At 49.7% G+C, this 21,927-nt stretch carries 10 protein-coding genes; 4 read left to right on the plus strand and 6 right to left on the minus strand.

Annotated elements, in window-relative coordinates; all coding sequences use genetic code 11:
• Positions 1-49 precede the first annotated feature (49 nt).
• The gene (locus ACFVU8_RS21595) at positions 50-1,639 is read right to left on the minus strand and encodes an amidohydrolase (RefSeq protein ID WP_387430088.1); all 1,590 of its coding nucleotides are present in this window, start codon (positions 1,637-1,639) and stop codon (positions 50-52) included.
• Between the two features lie 68 nt (positions 1,640-1,707).
• On the opposite strand from ACFVU8_RS21595, the gene yhbH reads away from it, so the two are divergent.
• Positions 1,708-2,946 carry a sporulation protein YhbH gene (yhbH, locus tag ACFVU8_RS21600; protein ID WP_387430090.1) on the plus strand — a complete coding sequence of 413 codons (1,239 nt, stop codon included), beginning with the start codon at positions 1,708-1,710 and terminating at the stop codon, positions 2,944-2,946.
• Between the two features lie 599 nt (positions 2,947-3,545).
• Here yhbH and ACFVU8_RS21605 read toward each other — a convergent pair.
• The 4 genes from ACFVU8_RS21605 to ACFVU8_RS21620 form a co-directional block, all read right to left on the minus strand.
• Entirely contained in the window at positions 3,546-5,678 is a 2,133-nt protein-coding gene (locus ACFVU8_RS21605; RefSeq protein ID WP_387430092.1) for a methyl-accepting chemotaxis protein, read from the minus strand.
• A 138-nt stretch (positions 5,679-5,816) separates the two neighbouring features.
• Positions 5,817-6,662, minus strand: a complete 846-nt coding sequence (locus tag ACFVU8_RS21610; RefSeq protein ID WP_379464987.1) for a sugar ABC transporter permease — start codon at positions 6,660-6,662, stop codon at positions 5,817-5,819.
• Positions 6,659-7,972 carry a sugar ABC transporter permease gene (locus ACFVU8_RS21615; RefSeq protein WP_387430094.1) on the minus strand — a complete coding sequence of 438 codons (1,314 nt, stop codon included), beginning with the start codon at positions 7,970-7,972 and terminating at the stop codon, positions 6,659-6,661. The genes ACFVU8_RS21610 and ACFVU8_RS21615 overlap by 4 nt, the downstream gene beginning before the upstream one ends.
• 109 nt (positions 7,973-8,081) lie before the next feature.
• Positions 8,082-9,413, minus strand: coding sequence for a sugar ABC transporter substrate-binding protein (locus ACFVU8_RS21620; RefSeq protein WP_387430096.1), 1,332 nt, complete (start codon positions 9,411-9,413; stop codon positions 8,082-8,084).
• An 824-nt stretch (positions 9,414-10,237) separates the two neighbouring features.
• Between ACFVU8_RS21620 and ACFVU8_RS21625 the strand changes: the two genes are divergently transcribed.
• From ACFVU8_RS21625 to ACFVU8_RS21635, 3 genes are all read left to right on the plus strand, one after another.
• Positions 10,238-11,983 (plus strand): alpha-glycosidase, encoded by a 1,746-nt coding sequence (locus tag ACFVU8_RS21625; RefSeq protein ID WP_379464990.1) that lies wholly within the window; start codon positions 10,238-10,240, stop codon positions 11,981-11,983.
• 860 nt (positions 11,984-12,843) lie between these two features.
• Positions 12,844-13,554: an SDR family NAD(P)-dependent oxidoreductase gene (locus ACFVU8_RS21630; RefSeq protein WP_387430098.1), complete on the plus strand. Its 711-nt coding sequence runs from the start codon at positions 12,844-12,846 to the stop codon at positions 13,552-13,554.
• An 18-nt stretch (positions 13,555-13,572) separates the two neighbouring features.
• The gene (locus ACFVU8_RS21635; RefSeq protein ID WP_387430100.1) at positions 13,573-13,932 is read left to right on the plus strand and encodes a MerR family transcriptional regulator; all 360 of its coding nucleotides are present in this window, start codon (positions 13,573-13,575) and stop codon (positions 13,930-13,932) included.
• 259 nt (positions 13,933-14,191) lie between these two features.
• Here the strand turns inward: ACFVU8_RS21635 and ACFVU8_RS21640 are convergent, their stop codons facing one another.
• Positions 14,192-21,466 carry a pullulanase gene (locus ACFVU8_RS21640; protein ID WP_387430102.1) on the minus strand — a complete coding sequence of 2,425 codons (7,275 nt, stop codon included), beginning with the start codon at positions 21,464-21,466 and terminating at the stop codon, positions 14,192-14,194.
• Positions 21,467-21,927 lie beyond the last annotated feature (461 nt).

Here is a 21,927-nt window from a genome sequence, read left to right on the forward strand (position 1 = left end):
TCTTGGTTGCAAAAATATCCCGCAGGCACCTCTGCAGCCTAACCATAGCTCAGGTCGCGCTATACGCCACCTGACCATTCACGACGGTCATTTGGACCTTCACCTGCAGCAGCTCTTGCGGATCGGCATGAATATCACGGTCAATAACCGTAAAGTCAGCCCAGCGCCCGGCAGCGATGGCGCCACGCTCATGCTCTTCGCCGGCTGCCACAGCACTGCCAGAAGTGAACAGTCCCACCGCTTCTTCTACGCTGAGCTTCTCCCCAGGCAGATAGCCGTCATGAGTCTCCTCCGGTTTACGGCGGGTGACGGCGGCATGCAGGCCAAGGAACGGATTGATTGGCTCAATCGGCGCGTCGCTGCCACCGGCACATGGGATGCCTGAGGATAGCAGCTTGTTCCAGGCATACAGATATTCTCTCCGCTCTGTCCCCACCCGGTCCAGTACCCAAGGAAAGTCACTGGCAACGAACCGGGGCTGGATATCTGCGATCAGCCGCAGCTGCTTCATGCGCTGGACCAGTCCGGCATTCAGGACCTGGGCATGAATGAACCGGTCCGGCAATGCAGCGGACATAGGGAGCGGCGCATGCTCCATGGCGGTAAGCGTCATGCGCGCAGCGGCATCCCCGATGGCATGAACCGCAATCGGAAAACCAAGCCTGCGGGCAGCAGCGGTGATCTCATGAATCTGCTCCTGCGTATAGATGGCGATGCCTGACGTATGCGGAGCATCGCTGTAAGGCTGCTCCAGCAGCGCCGTCCGGCCGCCGATGGCTCCATCGGTAAACAGCTTGACCGCGCCAAGCCGAAGCCACTCATCACCTTGACCAGCATGAAGACCTAGCGCCTCCACCTCCGGCAGATAGGTGTTGTACAGCAGCTGATGAGTGCGGAAGAACAATCCTTCCTCCTTCAGCTCCCGGTGAATCCGCAGCATCGTCTCCACGCTGTCCAGTAACCGCAGATCCTCAGTGTGGACTGCGGTTATCCCATGCGCCAAGGCGTCCAGATACCCGCGGCGCATCGCCTCTTTCTTGGCCGCATAGTCTGGCGCGGGCTGTACGGCCATAAACGGCGCGGAAGCATCCTCATACACCCAGCCGTTCAGACGGCCGTCCTCGCCGCGTCCGTACGCGCCTGAAGCGAAGTCTGGTGTGCCTTCCGTAATCCCGGCCCGGCGAAAAGCCTCGCTATTCCCAAGATAAGCGTGGAAGCAAGTCCGGGTCAGGAACACGGGGTGACGGTCCGTGATCTCGTCCAGCTCTCCGACATGGGGAGCAACCGCCGGGCTGAACTCATTCTCGTTCCAGCCCAAGCCGAGAATCCACTGTCCGGCGGGCGTCACTTCTGCGCGTTCCCTGATCATGCGCAACATCTCTTCCTTGGAGGACACGCCGGTAAAATCAAGCATGTCCAGCTTCATCCCATGCATCCCCAGATGCAGATGGGAATCGACCAGACCGGGCAGCACATGGGCGCCCTCCCAATCCACAGTAGAGTAAGACCGGCCTGCAAGCTGCAAGGCCAGCTCCTTGCCGTTCCCTACGGCGGTAATTACGCCGTTCTCAGCTACGATTGCATCTGCCGCTCCGTGGCGGGACGGCAGCTTTCCGTTTTTATATAGAATCGTTGTCATTCTGCTCTGCTCCTTTACGGGTCACTTCACCTTTTACTTTCTGAGATTATCACATATCCCTCGTTGCCATGAATATACTTTATTTACAAGCCGGCAAGGTCCGGCTGCACAGCGCAACTTATATCCATGGGGAGGTGGTCATCCTGTCGCAATCATCCGGTCCCTTTACCTTTGTCGTATCCAAAGAAGACTGGTCCCTGCACCGCAAAGGCCATCAGGATCAGGAACGCCATCAGCAGAAGGTCAGGGAAGCCATCAAGGATAATCTGCCCGACCTTGTTACCGAAGAGAATATTATATTGTCGGACGGCAAGCAAATCGTCAAGGTCCCTATCCGCAGTCTGGATGAGTATCGCATTATCTATAACTTCCGCAAGCAGAAGCATGTCGGGCAGGGTGATGGAGACAGCCAGGTCGGAGACGTGCTGGGACGCGATTCTTCCTCTGCCCAGCCGGGCAAAGGCGAACGGGCAGGTGATCAGCCAGGCCAAGATACCATCGAGGCCGAGGTCGATCTGGAGGACCTGGAGGACATTCTGTTCCAGGACATGGAGCTACCGCACCTGAAGCCGAAGGACAAGGAAGAGATTGAAGTGAAGTCCATCGTCTTCAACGATATCCGCAAAAAGGGTATGATGTCCAATATCGATAAAAAGCGCACCCTGCTGGAAAACCTGCGCCGCAACGCAAGCAGAGGAACGCCCGGCATTCACGGCATCAGTCCCGATGATCTGCGCTACAAGACATGGGATGATATCACGATCCCCCATTCCAATGCCGTCATTATTGCGATGATGGACACATCGGGGAGCATGGGCTCCTTCGAAAAATACTGCGCCCGCAGCTTCTTCTTCTGGATGACCCGCTTTCTGCGCCGCCAATATGAGAAGGTCGAGATTGTTTTTCTGGCCCATCATACGGAAGCCAAAGAAGTCAGCGAGCATGATTTCTTCACCAGAGGCGAGAGCGGTGGAACCATCTGCTCCTCCGCCTACCAGAAGGCGCTGGAGATTATTGATCAAAGGTACCCACCGTCCAAATACAACATCTACCCCTTCCACTTCTCGGACGGCGACAATCTTACTTCTGACAACGAGCGCTGCGTCAAGCTGATCGGCGAGCTGCTAAAGCGCAGCAACCTCTTCGGCTACGGTGAAGTGAACCAGTATAACCGCAGCAGCACGCTGATGTCAGCCTATCGGCACCTGAAGCATGAGCAATTCATGCATTATGTGATCAAGGATAAGAAGGAAGTCTATCAGGCACTGAAAACTTTTTTCGGCAAAAAAGAATCCGTGAACAGCTGAACACGCTTCGGTTGCTGTCCACGTCGAAAAGGGGCTATCCCATAACAAGTATATTCCTTGATGAGAAGCCCATCTGCTTAAAAAATAACGTAGAAAAAAGAACATGGCGGTGTTCAGGAGGATTCCTGAACCTGCCGTGTTCTTTTTGTGGTCGGCGACCGCCTTATTGAAGAAGGGATAGGAAAGCGGATAAGCAAGCCGATAGGCAAACGATAGCCTCCCAGCCTTCAGGCGTGCATATCCCTTAAAGTAAAAGAGTATGTCATACAGCGAATAAATAACTGGAAATTCTCCCGTTATTTATTTAAAACGATGGATTCCCAAAAAATTAACTGGAAAAACTCCTGTTAATCTCTAAAATCTTCCCCGATTTTCTTATAAAAAGGATAATTAACTGGAGAATTTCCCGTTAATTCGAGCAAAACCCTTAAATGGGGAGAATTAACGGTACATTTTCCTGTTAAAACAAAACTCCGCTCAGAGCCAATCTCCATAATTAGGGGGTAAGGAACTGAACCGGGCTCTGACAAGTCCACCATGCTGCGCGACATGCGCATGGCGGTTCAAGATTCCCTTTTATCTATAAATACTGCGCTTTATTACAATTTCTGTGCTTCAGGTCCTGCATATGAGATGGAGCCTGCTGAGGATCCCTGAAAAGAAACCAGCGACTTCTTCAATTCTTCAGCTAACCCCTCCAGCTTGCCAGACAGCGCCACCAGCTCTTCGCTGACCACGGACTGCTCGGTAGACATGGACGCAACCTCTTGCGTGGAAGCGTTACTCTGCTGCACCACGGCGCTTACATTACCCATAGCATCACCAAGCTGCCGCTGAAAGGCAATCAATTCGTTAACCGCAGCTGTAGAATTCGTAATATGCCCGAGAAACTGTTCCATCTCTGACCTGACTTGGTCAAAGATCGCCGAAGATTCCCGTACCGAGGCAATCTGCTTCCCAAATAGCGGTGCTGCTTCATTGACCACCGTCACCGTGTTTTCGATATTCTGCCCGATTTCCTCCGTAATCTGGGATACGGACTGGATGGACTGATTCGACTGGTTAGCCAGTTGACGGATCTCATCAGCGATCACCAGAAAACCTCTTCCCGCCTCTCCTGCTCTTACCGCTTCTATAGAAGCATTGAGGGCTAGGATATTCGTCTGCTTGTTGACAGCGATCATGGGGCTGAGGATGCTGCGGATCAGATGTGTGCTTTCCCGCAGCTTGGCCGAATTCTCCTGAATGAGATTCATGAGGTTCAATACTGACTCACTCTGCTCCACCAACTGCCGCATGGTTTCCGAGCCTTGGCCGCTGATGGAAACGATTTTACCAGTTGAACTGTCCATTGTAGCGTTTAGATCCGTGACCTCTTGCATTTTCTCACCCATGATCTCCACATTGCGGTGGCCACGTTCGGCCTCTGCGGCCAGGCTGGCTGCACCACCAGCGATTTCACTGGTCGCAGCAGCCACCTCTCTCGCATGCAGCGAGATGGTGCCCGACACCTTCACCAGCTGCGCTGAGGTCGACAACACTCCGTCTGCTGACAGACGACTCTGGTCCGCCAGCCGTGAAATCTGCTCCATCATCCGGTTGAAGCTATGGCCGAGCCGGCCGATCTCATCTTGGCTCTTGAAGTTCGTACGAACCTGAAGGTTGCCCTTCTCCCCCTCCTCCATCAAACCAACCAGCTTCCCGAGCGGCTTGCCAACCAAGCGCAGCAGTAAATAACCGATCAGTACGGCAACAACACCCGCTGCCAGCACAACGGATAACGTTATGTATAACAGCTTGTTGGCTGAGCTTGTAAAATCACTGACCGGCGCATAGCCCATCATCGTCCAGCCACCGATGCCCAGCGGCTGATAGACTACCAATTGGGACTGCCCCTGCTCATCCGCTGCCGTGAAAGAATGATTGAGCTGCGGCACTCCTGCAGCATCCGGCTTGTCCCGGCCTTTTGACATGTCCGGAACCTTAATGAAGGCTTCCTGACCCAGCAGCTTGGAGTCAGTTGCATACACAATCCCGCCTTCGGGTGTGACAATGCGGATTTCACCACCTGCCCCGATTTGAAGATTGTCAAGCAGACTGGTGATGGCGCTCCCTTTTACCTCAATCAGCATGTAATATTCAGCCTCGGGATGCTGCATATTTCTCAGCAATCGGCCCATCGTCAGAGAAGGCTCGCTGTACACGTCGAAGAATCCTTTCTCCCTCACAGGGAACCAGACCGGATTGCCCTTTGCGTCTTCGATCTGCTTCACCCGGGCGGCTACACCCTCATCACTCCGGACAGCACCGGTCCCCGTAGACTTGTAGGAATCAACATCAATCAGACTTTTCGAGAGCAGCCGGATCCCGGCCATCCGTTTGTCCGAATCCCGGACGGAATCCAGCTTGCGGCGGATGCGATCCTCCGCAGCGGCTTTTGACACCGTTCCCACCTGTTTATTGTTAGCGGTCTCCAAATCAGCTTTTAATACCGGATCTACAGCGAACTGCCGGGAGAGCGCCTCATATTCGGCCAGCAGAAAATCCAGCTTGTCGGCAGCCTGTACGATAGACTGGCCCGAAGCCGCCGCCACCTCATCCATGATGATCCCTTTTGCCGTATAATAAGAAGTCAAACCAAGCACAGTGGACAGTAGGACTATGGAACAGAACACAATGAGAAATAGCTTCATGCCAACTGACTTGAACCGTATAATCCATGACCGTTTCATAACTCTTTCTCTCCCCATGATTCTTTAGATATCAAAAAGGGTACAGCCCTCACATCTTGCGTACAGGCTGTACCCCTTTCCCTTGAAGCTTATGTGTTTACTTGCCAGTTGAATCTTATAATAGTAACAGCGTCGGAACTAACCTTTGCTAGCCCCTGCTGTCAGACCGTCTACAAGCAGACGCTGCAGGAAGCCGAACAGAATCATGATTGGCACCGCGATCAGCACCGCACCGGCAGAGAATAACGTAAAGTTAGTATTCTGTTGGCTGTTGACCATATCCCACATTCCGACCGCCACGGTCCAATTCTCCTTGGAGCGCAGAATCAGGCGGGCAAAGATAAAGTCTACCCATGGGCCGACGAACTGGGTCAACGCCATGTAGGTAATCATCGGACGGGACAGTGGCAGAATGATTCGTGCAAAAATCCCGAAATTGCTCGCGCCATCAATCCGGGCCGCTTCATCCAGCGAGCGCGGAATGGTGTCCAGGAAACCCTTGGCGATAAAGGTACCACCGAGTGGTGCGCCAGCCGCGTAGACGATAATCAGCGCCAGATGCGTATCGAGCAGATGGAACTCTTTTAACAGCAGGTAAATCGCGATCATACTCATGAACCCAGGGAACATGCCTAGTATCAGAATGGTGGACAGAGCCGTCTTGCGGGCCTTGAACCGGAATCTGGATACCGCGTAGCTCGTGAGCAGGGTAAGCACGACCCCAATCAGCATGGACATAATCGAGATCTTCAGCGTATTAGCATACCACTGACCGAACATATAGACCGGCGAAGTAAACAACTCGGTGTAATGAGCCAGTGTAAATTGCTCAGGAATAAACGTTTTGCTGTACAGCGATTTACCGGGACGGAAGGACGCCAAGAGAATCCAAAGCGCCGGGTACAGCGCGGCTATCGACAGAATGACAAGGACGATGTAGCTGGCGCTCAGGCGAACGGTTTTACCAAATTTGCGTCCGATCATTGGATCATATCCTCCTCTTTGAACGACTTCGTCCGGCGGTAATTATACAGGGAGAATGAAGCTACAATGATAAAGATGATAATCCCTATTGCCGAAGCCATGTTGTATTTGTTCTGGTCAAGCGTCAATTTGTACAGCCAGGTTACCAGCAAGTCCGTTGATCCTGCATATTGATAGTCTCCGTTCACCGGACTACCGCCTGTCAGCAAGAAGATCGCATTAAAGTTGTTGATATTGCCCGCAAACTGCGTAATCAGCGTAGGCGCTGTGGAGAATAATATCATCGGCAGCGTTACAATACGGAATTTCTGATACGCAGATGCCCCGTCAACCTCAGCCGCTTCGTACATATCACGTGGAATAGTAGTCAAGACGCCCATAATCAGCAGCATGGATACCGGAATTCCGACCCACATGTTAACAAGAATAACCGTTACCTTAGCCCAGAATGGATCAGTAAGCCATGGCAAACCTCCAAGCCCGAAATACCCGAGATACTGATTAATCGGCCCGAATTGACCATTGAACAGGTTGCGCATCAGGAGGAGTGAAATCAACTGTGGTACAGCGTAAGGTACAATTAGGATCGCTCTCCAAATTCCTTTGAAACGAATGCCCTGTTGGCTGACTAGTAATGCCACAAGCAAGCCGCCGAAATAGGTAGTCACTGTAGACAGAACCGCCCAGATAATCGTCCAGGTCAAGACCCCATAGAACGTATGGCTCCAGGATTTCAGCACTAGAAGGCTGCGGAAGGTCTCGAATCCGACCCAATCCACCAGCTTCGCCGGCGGCATATGTCCGGGTGCAGAATAGTTCGTGAACGCCAGCATGATCATGAAGATGATCGGCATAATGGTGAAGAACAGAATACCTACGGTTGGCAGAATCAGAAACGTCTGCGCAAACTTGTAATCCATAATATAGCGAACCGTCTGCTTGAAGGAGTTCGCTTGATGACCGGCCTCGCGCTCAGCACCGATCTTATAGGCATCTCTAATATTCATATACCAAGCGGAAAGAAAGATAATAAGTACGAGAATGGTGATCAGGCTTTGAATCAGGATGAAGATGGAATGGTCTCCCTGAACCATCTTGCTGACGCCCTTCACTTTCTCCAGGTGGCTGGGGGTTTCCCCGAGCGTCACGATTCCCCATAAAGCTCTTCCGAGATTTTGAATAAAATAATAGACGGCTAAAGCTTCAGCAGCTATGAAAATAAGTCCCTTGATGAATTGGCGATTATATATTTGTCCCAATCCCATAAATATCGTCGACAGTATTGCGGCTCTCGTTCGGTGTCGCTGCATTTCTCTTCCGTTCTCCTCTCCGCGCGGAATTCAAGGAAACTGCCCGCCGTGCGGCGGGCAAGTGGATTCCACTGTGTGCTGTTCAAGCTATCGCTAAGCGCACTTGCTATTATTGAGCCGATGTACCATTGTTCAGATCCTTGATCTGTTGAACTGCTTTGTCCATGGCTACTTTAGGATCAACATCCTTATCCCAAATTTCAGGAAGTGCGGCATTCACAGGACTCCATACGTTGCCCATTTCAGGAATGGAAGGCATCGGTTGCGAGTTCTTGGCTTGTTCTGCAAAAGCAGACACGTACGGATCGTCTTTGATTTGCGGATCTTCCAGCGCTTCTTTGTTCGTTGGCACCGAACCAATAATCTTGTTCAGCTCAAGTTGAGATTCCTTGGAGGTTGCAAAATGTGCATACAACTTGGCCGCATTCGGATACTGTGAGAACGAGTTGACGGCATAAATTTTGATACCGGAGAACGTGACTGCTGTTTTACCAGCAATGGTAGGCACTGGGGCAATTCCCAGGTTGTCGCCCAAAGCCTCTTTGTAACCAGCCAGTTCCCACGGACCTGTAATATCCATAGCTACGTCTCCGGAGTTGAACAGACTGCGCTTGATATCAGCATTGATATCGCCGCTCTTGATTGGCAGGGCTTCTTTCAGCTTGGCAAAAGTATTCAGGCCTTCGATTGCGCCTTCATTGTTCAAACCAATATCATCCTTGTTCGTACCGTTGTCACCAAAGAGGTAACCGCCAGTTGAAGCGATGAACAGATAGTTGTAATACAGGTTGCCAACTTCCCACATAATTCCGTATTTATTCTTGGATTTATCCGTGAACGTTTTGCTGAAAGCAAGAACGTCATCGAAAGACTTCGGCGCTTCTTTTACCAGAGATTTATTGTAGTAGAGAGCATACGTCTCAGCCGCTCTTGGATAGCCGTACAATTCCCCCTCAAACGTCGAACCTACGATCGAAGCTTCTGTGTTGTCAGCCTTAGTCTGCTCGGCAAAAATATCGTTTGGAAGCACAAGGCTCGCACTTGCAGCTTTACCCAGGTTGTCATGCGGAATGTTGATGACATCGGCTGCAAGCCCGGACGGTCCGTCCTGGGTCAGCTTGGTCACTTGATCCGGACCTGCTACTTCTTCGATTTTGACAGGAACATTATATTTGGCCGTGAATTGCTTCGCGATTTCTTCCGTGAATGGTCTTTCCTCTTTGCTCTCCCAGACGATTAGGGATGCGCCGTCTTCAGGGACGATGTCACCGGCAGCTGCGTTCCCGCTGTCTGTACCCGCATTATTTGCTCCCCCATTGTCAGCAGGTGCGTTCGTCGCGGCTGCATTTCCTCCGTTATTGGCTGTATTGCTGCCGCACGCTGTAATGGACAGGACCATAGAACACGCTGCGGTGAGAACCATGAGCTTTTTCAACTTCATTGCAATAACCCCTCCCAATTTGAATACCACTTTTGATGAAGCATTATGATGATGACAAAATGTTGTGCAAGAACTTGCGCAAACGATTTCAGAAGATACAAAAAAAATATTCGTTTTTCTGTTCGTCCTGTATGTATTCGCTTAAACAAGTTTTAGAAAGCGCTTCATCGCTGAATTAATCATACAACAGGAATGAATGATTGTAAAAACGTTTGCACATAGTGTATTTAGCGTTTTTCACTTATTTATATTATAAAATAGGCATATATCTCTCTTTTTCACACGATACCTCTTATTTATTCAGAATTATTAAGATTTCACTATCAAATTTTCCTTTAATAGATACTTATATATCTTAGCAAGCGCTTTATGTAGAGAAATTAGAACCCTTTAGGACCAAGAGTAGTAAGATTACAAAGTGAAAAATAGTGCAATGGTTTGAACAAAGTTATTGAACCCCTTCCCCTTCCATGCTATAATCCAAATCTATACAGGGTGCTTTATCCAATACAAAGGCAATGTTACTTTCAGGTACAACCTCGGCAGGCTATTACGCTAGGTTGTGCCTTTTTTGCCTTGATCAGGCAAGTAAAGTGCGGGAGTTCCCTTCAATACCCCAACCCGCGCCGCCTATGCTGTCTGTTCTATCTGGAATGTGTATCCTGGTCTGTACTGAAGTTTTGGTAACCGTTTTCCGTTTAGGAATTATGCTTTTTTTGCACAAAACTTTGTGCAAATCCATTATCTGTATGCATAAAAGGGCACACTAATTTCATAAGTTCCCTTCAGGCATACGACAACCACTTTTTGGGAGGAATTCATTCATGTTACTGGAAGCTATATACCATCGTCCGCGCTTGAACTGGTCTTATGCCTATGATGAAACTACCATCCACCTCCGCCTCCGGGCCAAAAAAGGAGATCTCACCGAAGTATTCGCCTGGGCCGGAGACAAATACGCCTGGGATGCCACCAAAGAGCTGATCCCGATGACGCTGTTCACCTCTGATTCTATGTTCGACTACTGGGAGTGCGAATCGGTGCCGCTGCACCGCCGCTTGAAATACGGATTTCTGCTGCAAAAGGATAATGAACGCATCTGGATGACTGAGAGTGAATTTCAAACAAACCGTCCCGAGAACCCTAACAAGCTTTTTGAGTTCCCGTTCATTAACCGGATTGACGTCTTCACCCCCCCGGCATGGGTAAAAGACACTGTTTTCTATCAAATTTTCCCTGAGCGATTCGCCAACGGTGATCCGAGTCTGGACCCTAAGAACGTGTTGCCTTGGGGTGGAACCCCGGCACCGGACAATTTTTTTGGCGGCGACCTGCAAGGCGTGATTGACCACCTCGACCATCTCAGCGAGCTTGGCATCACCGGCATCTATTTCACACCCGTTTTCTCGGCGACCACGAATCATAAGTACGACACCGAGGATTATATGAGCATCGATCCCCACTTTGGCGACACGCAAACGTTGAAAAAGCTCGTTGACGCCTGTCATGAACGCGGAATCCGCGTGCTGCTGGACGCTGTATTCAACCACTCCGGGCGAACCTTCGCGCCGTTTGTGGATGTGCTAGAGAAAGGTGAAGCCTCCCGCTATAAGGACTGGTTCCATATCCACAGATTCCCGCTGGAAGTCATCGATGGCATCCCGCCTTATGATGCCTTTGCGTTCGAGCCAATGATGCCGAAGCTCAACACAGAGAATCCTGAGGTCAAGGAATATCTGTTGAAGGTCGCTGAATACTGGATCAAGGAAACCGGGATCGACGGCTGGCGCCTGGATGTGGCTAACGAGGTCGATCATGAGTTCTGGCGCGATTTCCGCAAAGTTGTGAAAAAAGCCAATCCTGACGCCTACATTCTCGGCGAGATCTGGCATGAGTCCGCTCCTTGGCTGGAGGGCGACAAGTTCGACGCAGTCATGAACTATCCATTCACAGATGCTGTGCTGGATTTCTTCGTTCACGGCTCTCTCGATGCCGAAGGCTTCGCCAACTCCATTGGCAGACAGCTGTCGCGTTACCCGCTGCAAGCCAGCGAGGTAGCCTTCAACCTGCTGGACAGCCATGATACACCACGCCTCCTGACGTTGGCCGGCGGCGACAAGAAGAAAATGAAACTGGCCGCATTGTTCCAGTTCACCTACATGGGCACGCCTTGCATCTACTACGGCGATGAGATCGGTATGGACGGGGGCGGCGACCCCGATTGCCGCAAATGTATGGAATGGGACCCGGAGAAGCAGGACCGTGCCCTGTTCGACTTCTACCGCAGACTGATCGACATTCGTGCCAGCCATCCGGCACTGCGTACCGGTACAATCACTTTCCTGGAAGCAGCAAGTCATGGGACCAAGCTGGCTTATGAACGCCGCCTGGGTGACGACATCGTCATTGTTATGGTGAATACCGATGAGACGGCTCAGACCTTACGCATTGACGCTAGCGAGTCCCGCTGGGAGAATGTGCTCACGGGCGATCCACTCCGTGCTGACCGCGGCAAGCTCACCATCAAGCTCCCGGCTTACGGGTACACGATCATTAAGGCCGTTGTTTAACTGCTTGCTAATTTAATCCGCCTTCTCCTGTCCTAGTGACAGGCCAGATAGATAATAGAAAGGACCATCCTCTTAGCGATATGCTCCCCGTATAGTAGACAGGTGAAATAATAAAAACCTGTTTCTGTATGGGGGCATACCATTGAAGCCAGAAATGGCCGAGGGATAGTCCTTTTTTTAATGATAAAATCGTGTCTTGGGTGGAACCTGTTTTGCTTTTCTCACGATTTTTACTATGGTACAGCTATAGAATAAGGCTTAAATAATTGATTCGTTGAATTGCTTTTACTAAACCGTAGAACAAAACCTCTTGAAGACCTCCGAACTGGCCTGCCTCTGCTTCATTTTTTCCCCATACCCACACACTTCTGTTTTTGTTGATTTGGAGACTTGATGATTAAGCTCAGTTTTCAGTCAAACATGGCTTGAAATTTCAGTATAAAAAAACAAGTTTCCTTTGTGGACAAACACAACTGACAATACAAATCCAATGTATAAATTAAAGTCATCGCAAGATATTAATATTGTTGTATCAATTATGGTTATAACTCAAAACCAGTGCTTGGCTCGTATTTCGGCTTTTAACGGACTCCAGAGGCTTTATTACCTGTAGTTTCAACCATTCAGGAAGATAACGGACTCCAGAGACCCTATGCGCTGAAATACTGTTCATAATCCACTGTTTGGGACGAAATAACGTCACCTGAGTCCGTTGCACGATCCGTGGGCACTTTCATGCACAAATAAGGATTATACAGTCCGTTAGTATTCCACGTTTTAAAAAGCCTTGACCTCAACTTAGGTTTAGGTTGTATCTTTCTAATTGTAACTAACTGATAGGAAAATTGGAGGAAATAGACATGAAGAAATTCGCCTTTGTAACAGGTGCCAATAAAGGAATTGGATATGAAATTGTGCGTCAATTAGCTGAACAAGATTATCATGTATTTTTAGGAGCACGGAATGAGGAGCTAGGACAAAAAGCCGTGCATTCCTTAAGCTTTTCAAATGTCTCGTTTGTTCCTGTTGATATTTCTGATACACTATCTATCCAAACCGCAAAAAATAAAATTCTTGAAGTAACAGATCACTTGGATTTATTGATTAATAACGCCGGCATCGCACTTGATTTTGGTATTCTACCCAGTGAATTAAAACTAGAGACACTACGACAAGAGTTTGACGTTAACTTCTTTGGTACATTCCAAATGATTCAAACCTTCTTACCTTTAGTGAAAAAATCTCAGGGTGGCAAGATCGTTAACGTAACAACAGATATGGCTTCACAAACCATGTTCGCGAATGGAGAAATTCCTCAACTCAATATACTGGGCTATAATTCAACAAAAACGGCTGTTAATTCATTGACATTAGCATTCGGTACAGAATTTGGGACGAGTGGGCCTGAAATTTTAGGGGTTACACCTGGTTTCACAACTACGGATCTTAATCATAATTCTCCAGGTGGTAAAACAACGGCTGAAGGTGCACAAATCATTGTTAAATACGCATTAAGTGATACAAACTATAACGGAAAAATTCTAGATAAAAATGGGATTATCCCTTGGTAATCACCTGAGGAGAGCATAATGAATTATACTATTGGACAAGTTGCAGCAATGCATCATTTATCCATCTCACAGCTACGTTATTATGATAACAAAGGACTGTTTCCTTTCCTCAAAAGAACTGAAAAAGGCGATCGGGTATTTGACGAGGATGCACTTAAATTTCTGGAAATTATCTTATGTTTAAAACATACCGGGATGCCAATAAAGGACATTAAGCAATTTGTTGATTGGTCGATGAGTGGGAATCATAGCTCCCCTCAACGGCTAGAAATGATGAGACAGCACGAAATTACTGTTTTACAACAAATTCGAGATGCAGAAGAAAATCTAAAAAAAATTCAACAAAAGATCGTTAGAATTGAGTCTGAAATGAATTAAGGCACTAAGCATTTAGCTACAAAAAAAGACCTCATCCTCCACTTAATCGTGGATTTTGAGGTCATTTTCAGGTTATTCCCGTTCAATGTAAACACTAGTTGGGAAGCGTTAGTAGCACTTGGTTAGTAGCACTTGGTTAGTACATTGGGTTAGTAGCGTTTAGAGCTTGGAGCGATGCCTACTCTGCAGCTATTCAAAGCCAGGGGCTGCCACTCGTCAGGCACTGCCCTCCCTAGCGCTAACTTTTAGCTGTTAGGCCTTATAGAGCCAGCAGATTATAGATTACCTGCGCGCTTTCAGCACGAGTCAGTTGTTCCTGAGGAGCAAATTCACCGCCCTCCCGCCCTTGCAACAGCCCTAGTTCCACAGCTGTATTCATCTCAGACTTCGCCCAATCGCTGATACGCAATGCGTTGGTAAAGTCACTTGAGGCGGCTTGCACATTAAATTTCTTGCCTTGCTTGATCTCTAGCGCTCGGACGACCATAACGGCCATCTCTTCGCGGGTAATTGTCGCACTAGGCGCGAATGTATCCCCGCTTCGTCCATTCACAATCCCCAACTGGGCTGCTGTCGTTACATAAGAAGCATACCAAGCGTCACCTGCAACATCTTTAAATTCGTTCTTTCCTTGCCCGCTCACGCCAAGCGCACGCATTAAGAGCGCGGTGAATTCCGCACGGCTGACGCTGCGTTTCGGTTCGAACACAGTAGCGGATACACCGGTTACGATTTGCTTCGCGGCCAGGGATTTAATTGCAGGAGAAGCCCAGTGTGTCTGCGGCACATCCTTGAATGTGGTATTGATCTCAAGTGCGGCATATTTGCTGAAATGCGTAATCCCGGCGGTTATAGTATCGTCCTGAATCAGGCCGCCTGCATACTCTGGTTTCCCTTGCTCCGGCAAATGGAACACGCCGGTCCAATCCTTGTTCGGCTGGCCTTTGAGCTTGAAGGACAGGGTCAATGGCTGCTGGAATACCGTTACCGGGATGCGGCTGCCGTCTTTTTTAACAACATATAGATTGAATTCATAGATATTTGATACTGAAGCAACGCGTACGCCATCCTTGCTCAGTTCGTCCAATAGTGACCGGACCGCAGTTTCCTGCAACCCACTAACTTCGAAAAGAATCTGGGCCGTCTCCGTATCTTCCCCAGATACGTACCCTAACAAGTCTACAAGCACCTTGTTCGGAAGAGTAATATTCAGAGAATCCGTCTTAATAACCAGACTACTTGTTCCCAATACCTGTGCAGCTTGAACCGGCAGCAGAACTGCAGTCTTGCCTGGGGTAAGCTCCACTTCAACCTTGCCGTCTTGGCCACCCTTCAGACTGTCCACGGATACAATCTGCGGGCTACTGGACGGTGTAGCGGTTGAGACCGTGCCAGGGATAGGGCTCTGCGTTGGTTGTGCCGTGAACGGCGACGCAGGATCTGGTCTAGGTGTTGCCAGCGGTACTGGCGTTACTTCCGGCGTAGGAGTGACCTCAGCAGACGGAGTGACACCCGGTGTAGCTGTAACACCAGGAGTCTGTGTCGCTACCGGTGTGGCTGTGACCACGGGTGTTGGCGTTACTATAGGGGTCGGGGTCGGGGTCGGTGTTGGCGTCACCACAGGCGTTGGAGTCGGCGTCGGCTCCACGCCAGCCACAACCGCCAGAATCACTGTTCCGCCTTCATTACGACCAGGCAGCTCAATCGTAAGCTTTTGATCACCCGATACGGTATAGGTTGTGCCGCTATATTCGTCTTTGACAAGCGTTCCAGCTGCAAAAGGTACCGGAACCTCAGCAGAGACAGCGTCCGTCTTCGTGTTGATAACTGTCACTACATTTTCATTGTTGTACTGCTTGTTAAAGGCCAGATAACCCACCGCATCCGAGCCAGCCAGCTTAGTTCGTTCTCCCTTGGCGAATACTTTGGAGTACTTCGCCCGGATGTTCAACAGCTTGCTGTAATGATCGTGGAGCCCTTTCTCCGCAGTTAATTGCTCCCACGGCATATCCGAGCGGTTCTCGCTGAACTCGCCTTTGGACATATCTCCGGCATTTTTGCCTGAGCGGCCCAGTTCTTCGCCATAGTAAATCACCGGCTGTCCCTTAGCCGTAATTTGCAGCGCAGCTGCAACTTTCAACTTGCCTTTGTCCCCGCCGACATATTCAGACAGGAAGCCGTCTTCATCATGGCTGCTCAGGAATTGAGCCATCATCCGGGTATTGCCGATCTTGCCTTCCCGGTCCTGAAGATAGGCGTCGGTATCATTGATTTTACCATTTGTGAAATCACGGGCAGCGTCCTTGAAGCCAAAGTCCAGCAGACTGTCCATCTGCCCGCTCTCCAGCGTTCCCCCGTCGTTGTCTGTTGTTCCGCCAAAGTATTCTCCTACTAATTTAAAGTTCGGGTCGATGGCAGTCAGTGCATTCTTGAAGGCTTTCCATGTGGTATCCTCCACATGCTTCACGGTATCCACACGGAAATAGTCGATGGTGTCCCCGCGCTGCGTCCGGGCATTGTCCAGCCAGTCACTCTGCCAGGCAATCACTTGCTTCCGCACTGCAGGGTCCTCAGTCCGGAAATCCGGCAGACCTGCTAGTTCACCACGGATCGGGTCTGTGTCGGCAGATACGCCATCTGTGCGCAGCATCCCGGCAAAACGGGCTTTATCTTCCGGTGTAATCGTAGGACTGTTATCCTCAGGCTTCAAGCCGTACCCGGTATGATTGAGTACAACGTCCACCATGATTTTGATGCCCTTGTCGTGCGCCTTATCGATCAGTTCTTTGAAGACCTCCATATCGCCAAGATGTTCATCAAGCTTAGTAAAGTCCTTGGCCCAATAGCCGTGATAAGCGTATTGCTTGCCGCCAAAGCCAGTACCCTGATTAAAATCTATGTTATCTACAATCGGCGTGATCCACAGCGTGTTGATGCCAAGTTCCTGCAGATAATCCAGACTGTCGATCATCCCTCTGAAATCCCCGCCGTGATAGGCTTCGAGGTGATTTTTATCAACATTCTCGTTGTTGTTCGGATCTCCATCCTTGAATCTGTCCGTCAGGGCAAAATATATCCGTGCCTCATCCCAGTCAAAATCAAGGGGGTCACCGGAATAGGTTCTGGCCTTCACTTCAAGGGTAGCCGTGTGCTTATGCTTGTTGCCATACTGGTCGACCAGGACAACCGGAATATTCTTTATTCCCGCCGGGACGGTGTCTTTGACAGCAACAGTCTGCTGCATCAGCTCTGTATCAAAGCTCACCTTGGCAGGTCCGCCCAGTGACGTTAAATCCATATAGGCTTCCTTATACGTTACAGTTTCGCTAGAGTCTGTCTTAAGGGTTACCACCGCATTCTGATTGGAATGAATTGCTGCGGGGGATACCTCCGAGACAATGCTGACGTCTGGAATATGGTAGACGACCTGAGACTCGCCATTCACTGTATTTTTGGGATCTGTAAATTCAGTTGTATTCCCGTCTTTGGTGACCAGGAATGTGTATTTATAGGTTCCCTGCGCTATGTCAGTCAGAGAATAGCTGAACCATTCGCTTGCCTGATCATACACCATCGGATATTCCGTACCGTTCACTTTGACCTTGACGCCAGTGATTGCGTCTTGGCTGCCACTACGGAACAAATTCTCGTCACGGTACCGGAACGTAATCGTTCCGTCTTTCAGCACCGGACCACTGATGTTCGGCTTGATATCCAGCTCTTTGACCATGCTGGTGACATTAACCTTGGTGAATACTTCGCCAGGCGTGAGCGGAATCAGACGGTCGTCTGGATAATCCTGCTTCGCCGTGTTCCAGTCCGTACCTTTGCGGAGCACGAACCCGACATTCGTGGCATTCGGTGCCACTTCTATCAGAACACTTGCCGTTCCTTTTTCAAACGTTGTGAAGTCAATCTGGTCGTTCTTGGCTCCGGTGTTCCAAACCCAGAGATTCCAGTCTGTATAGTTCTTATCCTCACGGGTATAGGTAAACTGGACATAACGTTTGTTATTCACCGGTTCTGTCGTTACTTTAACTGCAACTTTGGTAGAGTAACCGCCATAGGATGCAGTAATCACAGCAGTTCCCGCTGATTTAGCTTTAACCAATCCTTTATTCGTGACCTCAGCCACAGCCGGCTGATCGGACACAAAAGTTGCTTTTGCCGTCACATTGCTTCTGCTGCCATCATCGTATTTGGCGAATACAGCACTCTGATGAGTGTCGTTCACCTGAAGCGCATAACTCGCAAGATCACTTTCCAGTGAAGTCAGGGCAGCTGCGGCAGAGTCTTTTCTGATCACCACTGCGGTGAGCGGCTCTAGCGTAATAGAATGGGTCGTCAGATTGAACCCGCTCTGGCTCGTGACAGGAATAGGCATTGTTCCTGCCTTCGCACCGTCAACCAGCACCTCACCGTCTGTCAAATCCTCAGATAGCGTAAGCGTTCTTGCAGTGCTGTCCCCGTTCATGAAGACATAATAGGTACCGGTGCCATCGGTTGCCTTGTTTTTGTAGCCAATGACCAAATCGCTGGCCTTAACCTCAGGTGCCGTAATAAGAGTCACATTGGAATCTACGAGGCTTTTGTCAGCCAACCGGAAAGCATTGGTTGATTTCCTCAGTTTCACCAGGCCAGTCGTGTATTCTCTCGTGATATTCTCTACGGGGAAGCTTGCTTCATCCGTTGCCTTACTCCAATCGAACATGTTGATAGCATCCGAGGAATCATAAGAATCATGGATAAAATAACCGAAGGAGACTCCATCCTTATCCTTCATCTCCGTATATTTATCCTCGGGAACGCCACTCGACTTCCACTGCTTTGTGCGGCCGTATTCCTGACCCGCATGGATAAAGGCTGTTCCCTGGGAAGTCAGAACCAACAGGTTGCCCAGTCTGATCCGCTTCTGGATCTCCAGCTCATTTTCCGGGATTGCCGGGTCTTTCTTAATCGACTGCGCAATCACATCATGAAGCGGCAGATTGTCATGGGCATCAATATACTGCACCATATCGCCCGGACTATCTGCAGGTGTATTAGACGGTTGTCCTTTGATATTGTTCAGGATCGTGCTGATCTGGCGTGCACCGCCTGTAATGAATCTTGGTTCGCCCTCGGAGCCGAAGCCGGATTTCAGTTCATTACGGAACTCATCAGAGAATACCCCGACACTATCCGTCTTATCCATCCAATCCTGATCTGCGCCTTTGCCGGCAAGGGCTGGATCGGACGCTGCACCACCGAAGGTCCGCCAGCCTTCACCAATGAACAGCGCCTTTGGATTCAGCGCGGCAGCGGCATCATAGGCGTTCTGCACCGATTCGTACGTGGCATCGCCCATCATGTCCCAGCGCATCCCGTCGATTTTATACTCGGAGAACCAGTACTTTACAGAATCGACCATCAGCTTCTCGGCCATCTTGTGGTTGGTTGCCAGATTATTGCCGAAGCCGCCGATAAAATTACCATTCGCATCCTGGAACGCATAGTAGTTCGGCACGATGTCGTTCAGCAGCTCGGTCTTCGCCATGTGGGTGTACACCACATCCAGCACCACACCCATACCGGCTTTATGCACAGCATCGATCAGGCCTTTTAATTCCTTGATCCGCAGTTCCGGGTCGGCAGGATTTTGCGAATAAGCCCCGTCCGGGGAAAAATAACTGTGGGGATCATACCCCCAGTTGTATTCATTTCCTTTTGCCGAATAATTCAGCTCCCGCTGACCCATCTTCGTCTCGTCCCCATAATACCAAGCCATTACAGGCAGCAGCTGAACATGAGTTACGCCCAAGGACTTGATATAATCCAGCTTTTTCTCAAAAGCCGCATAAGATCCCCAGCGCTCGCCGTCCAAACTGACTTCGATAGAAGGATCAGAGGTGAAATCCCGGACATGCACTTCATAAATGATAGCGTCTTCACGATTCTCATAGCTACTAATATCGGCATAGCTGAAGTCAGCAGGATTGCTACCGTTCAAATCGACAATCGCCGCTTTGCCGACGGTATCGCCGCCCTCTCCTGGTGCCCCTGTCGTGTCTACCGTGAACACTGCCATGGATTTCGCATAGGGGTCCAGCACATTCTTCGTTACCCCGTCATTAGTGACTTCATATTGATAATAAAAACCTCTCACATCGCTTGCAGCTGCACCGGTCAGATCCTCCGGCTTCAGCTTGACCGACCAGACACCCTGTTCGCCCCGTGCCAGCGCGACTGTGCCCACAAGAAGATTGGAGTCATTCTTATCGTATACCTTGGCTGATACCGAGCTGGCTTTCGGAGCCCATAGCTTCAGTGTCGCAGTCTTCTCCTCGGCGTGATAAGTTGCTCCAAGATCGTCCCCCGTATAGTTGTACATCTCATCCAGCATTCTCCAGCCGGAAGAAGCCGCTACGGTCTTGCCCGCGTAAGTTACACTCAGTGGTGTCTGATCCAGCTCAAAGGCTTCGGTATCCACCGCGATCGCGGTGGGACTGGTGATCGATACAGATGTAACTGGAATGACGGTTCCCGCGTTGTCCTTCACGGAAATCGCTGACTGTAATTCAGCTGAATCCAGGCCGTCCGTCAGGGTGAAGCCGAGAAGGATTTTTTGAGTTGTCAGAACCTCAGCAGATACTAATCCGATCGGCACCTCGCCAAACGGAGAGACATAGACATTATTATCGCCTTCCCGTACCCAGAGCTGATTGTAACGGTCCAGCAGTGTAAAACCTTTATCACCGCCATCCTTATCACCGCTTGCCGGGTCCAGGACAAGAAAGCCGATTTTCTTCGCATTCTCTTTCAGCGGAATATCAGCATAGGCCCCGAAACGGTCTCTTTGTCCATCCGAGAATGGCGTTGCCCCAGTAGGCCAATTCGTGGATTCTGCCGTAACATCTCCCCACAGCCACAATCCATGCGAGCCATAGTTGTTATCCGCTCTCATGTAATGCACCCGCACCGTATTGGCAGGAAGTATAACCGGCTCATATGGCGTAATTACGTCAGAGCCTTCCTTGATCCAAATCTCGTTTGTCTGCGGTGTGTTAATGGCAAAAAGCTTATCCCCGGCATCCTTCGCCTGCGTACTGCGGTTTACCACCAGGAACGAGAATTTCTTGGCCCCTTCCTTCAGCGGGATATCGACATAAGCCCCGTAGGCATCCCTCAGTCCTTCCGGAAATGGTGTTGCCCCACCCGGCCAGTTCTCGGAAGGCGCTGCGGCACCATCCCACACCCACAACCCTTGGTCGGCATAATCGTCAGACGTCCGGTTGTAGTGAACCCGCATGTGCCCGTCTGGTACAGGATTTAGTGCACCGGGTTCCGAAAGGACGTTCGTTTCAGCACTGTCACTGTGGTTCGTTTCATTGAATTCCAAAGCCTCTCCTGGCGCTGCCGATTGAGAAGTTTCCACAAGTACGCTTTCCAATGCCGTTGCCTGTGCAACCGCCGGATGAATCCCCAAGCAGGATAACAGCAGAACTATAACCATTCCTGCCGCAAAATATTTCTTGATCCAAAGCGTCCGTTTCATTCCGTTAACCCCTCCAATGATTCCCTGATTTCACTACAAGTGCCCTTTAGTAATAGATTACTGCTCTACTTCTCTCACCCGATTCAGCTGCCTGATCCTGAAGTTCTTAAGGAACCTCTTTATGTAAGTTTTGCCCCAGCAGTCATCGAATGGCAGGCACATTATGTCATATAACGGCTTGTCAGGCCTCTGATAGACACACATCCTCCTTCACAGAATAAGCCAATGATATTTTCAGGTAGTGCATAGCGAAGTGAACATCTGATAACATCACTCTCTAACAGTGAACACTAGCAAAAATTGCGCAAACGTTTGCAAAAAGTTCCAAGAAAAATCTGCTCCAGTAACGATTACATAACCATTCTGTCATGTTCCAATAAAAAATATCACTTGAAAGCGCTTGCTACAATTTGATTAACATACTAATCCCAAAATTAAGAAGTTGTCAACAAAAAATTGTA

Origin of the sequence: Paenibacillus sp. NPDC058177 (assembly GCF_042883835.1) — a bacterium.
Classification (GTDB): Bacteria; Bacillota; Bacilli; order Paenibacillales; family Paenibacillaceae; genus Paenibacillus_AQ; species Paenibacillus_AQ agri.

Excerpts from the sequence above, each read along its gene's own strand:
- ACFVU8_RS21625 (WP_379464990.1), top strand. The coding sequence starts at position 10,238 with ATGTTACTGGAAGCTATATACCATCGTCCGCGCTTGAACTGGTCTTAT.
- yhbH (WP_387430090.1), top strand. The coding sequence starts at position 1,708 with ATGAATATACTTTATTTACAAGCCGGCAAGGTCCGGCTGCACAGCGCA.
- ACFVU8_RS21610 (WP_379464987.1), bottom strand. The coding sequence starts at position 6,662 with ATGATCGGACGCAAATTTGGTAAAACCGTTCGCCTGAGCGCCAGCTAC.
- ACFVU8_RS21605 (WP_387430092.1), bottom strand. The coding sequence starts at position 5,678 with ATGAAACGGTCATGGATTATACGGTTCAAGTCAGTTGGCATGAAGCTA.
- ACFVU8_RS21595 (WP_387430088.1), bottom strand. The coding sequence starts at position 1,639 with ATGACAACGATTCTATATAAAAACGGAAAGCTGCCGTCCCGCCACGGA.
- ACFVU8_RS21640 (WP_387430102.1), bottom strand. The coding sequence starts at position 21,466 with ATGAAACGGACGCTTTGGATCAAGAAATATTTTGCGGCAGGAATGGTT.
- ACFVU8_RS21635 (WP_387430100.1), top strand. The coding sequence starts at position 13,573 with ATGAATTATACTATTGGACAAGTTGCAGCAATGCATCATTTATCCATC.
- ACFVU8_RS21615 (WP_387430094.1), bottom strand. The coding sequence starts at position 7,972 with ATGCAGCGACACCGAACGAGAGCCGCAATACTGTCGACGATATTTATG.
- ACFVU8_RS21620 (WP_387430096.1), bottom strand. The coding sequence starts at position 9,413 with ATGAAGTTGAAAAAGCTCATGGTTCTCACCGCAGCGTGTTCTATGGTC.
- ACFVU8_RS21630 (WP_387430098.1), top strand. The coding sequence starts at position 12,844 with ATGAAGAAATTCGCCTTTGTAACAGGTGCCAATAAAGGAATTGGATAT.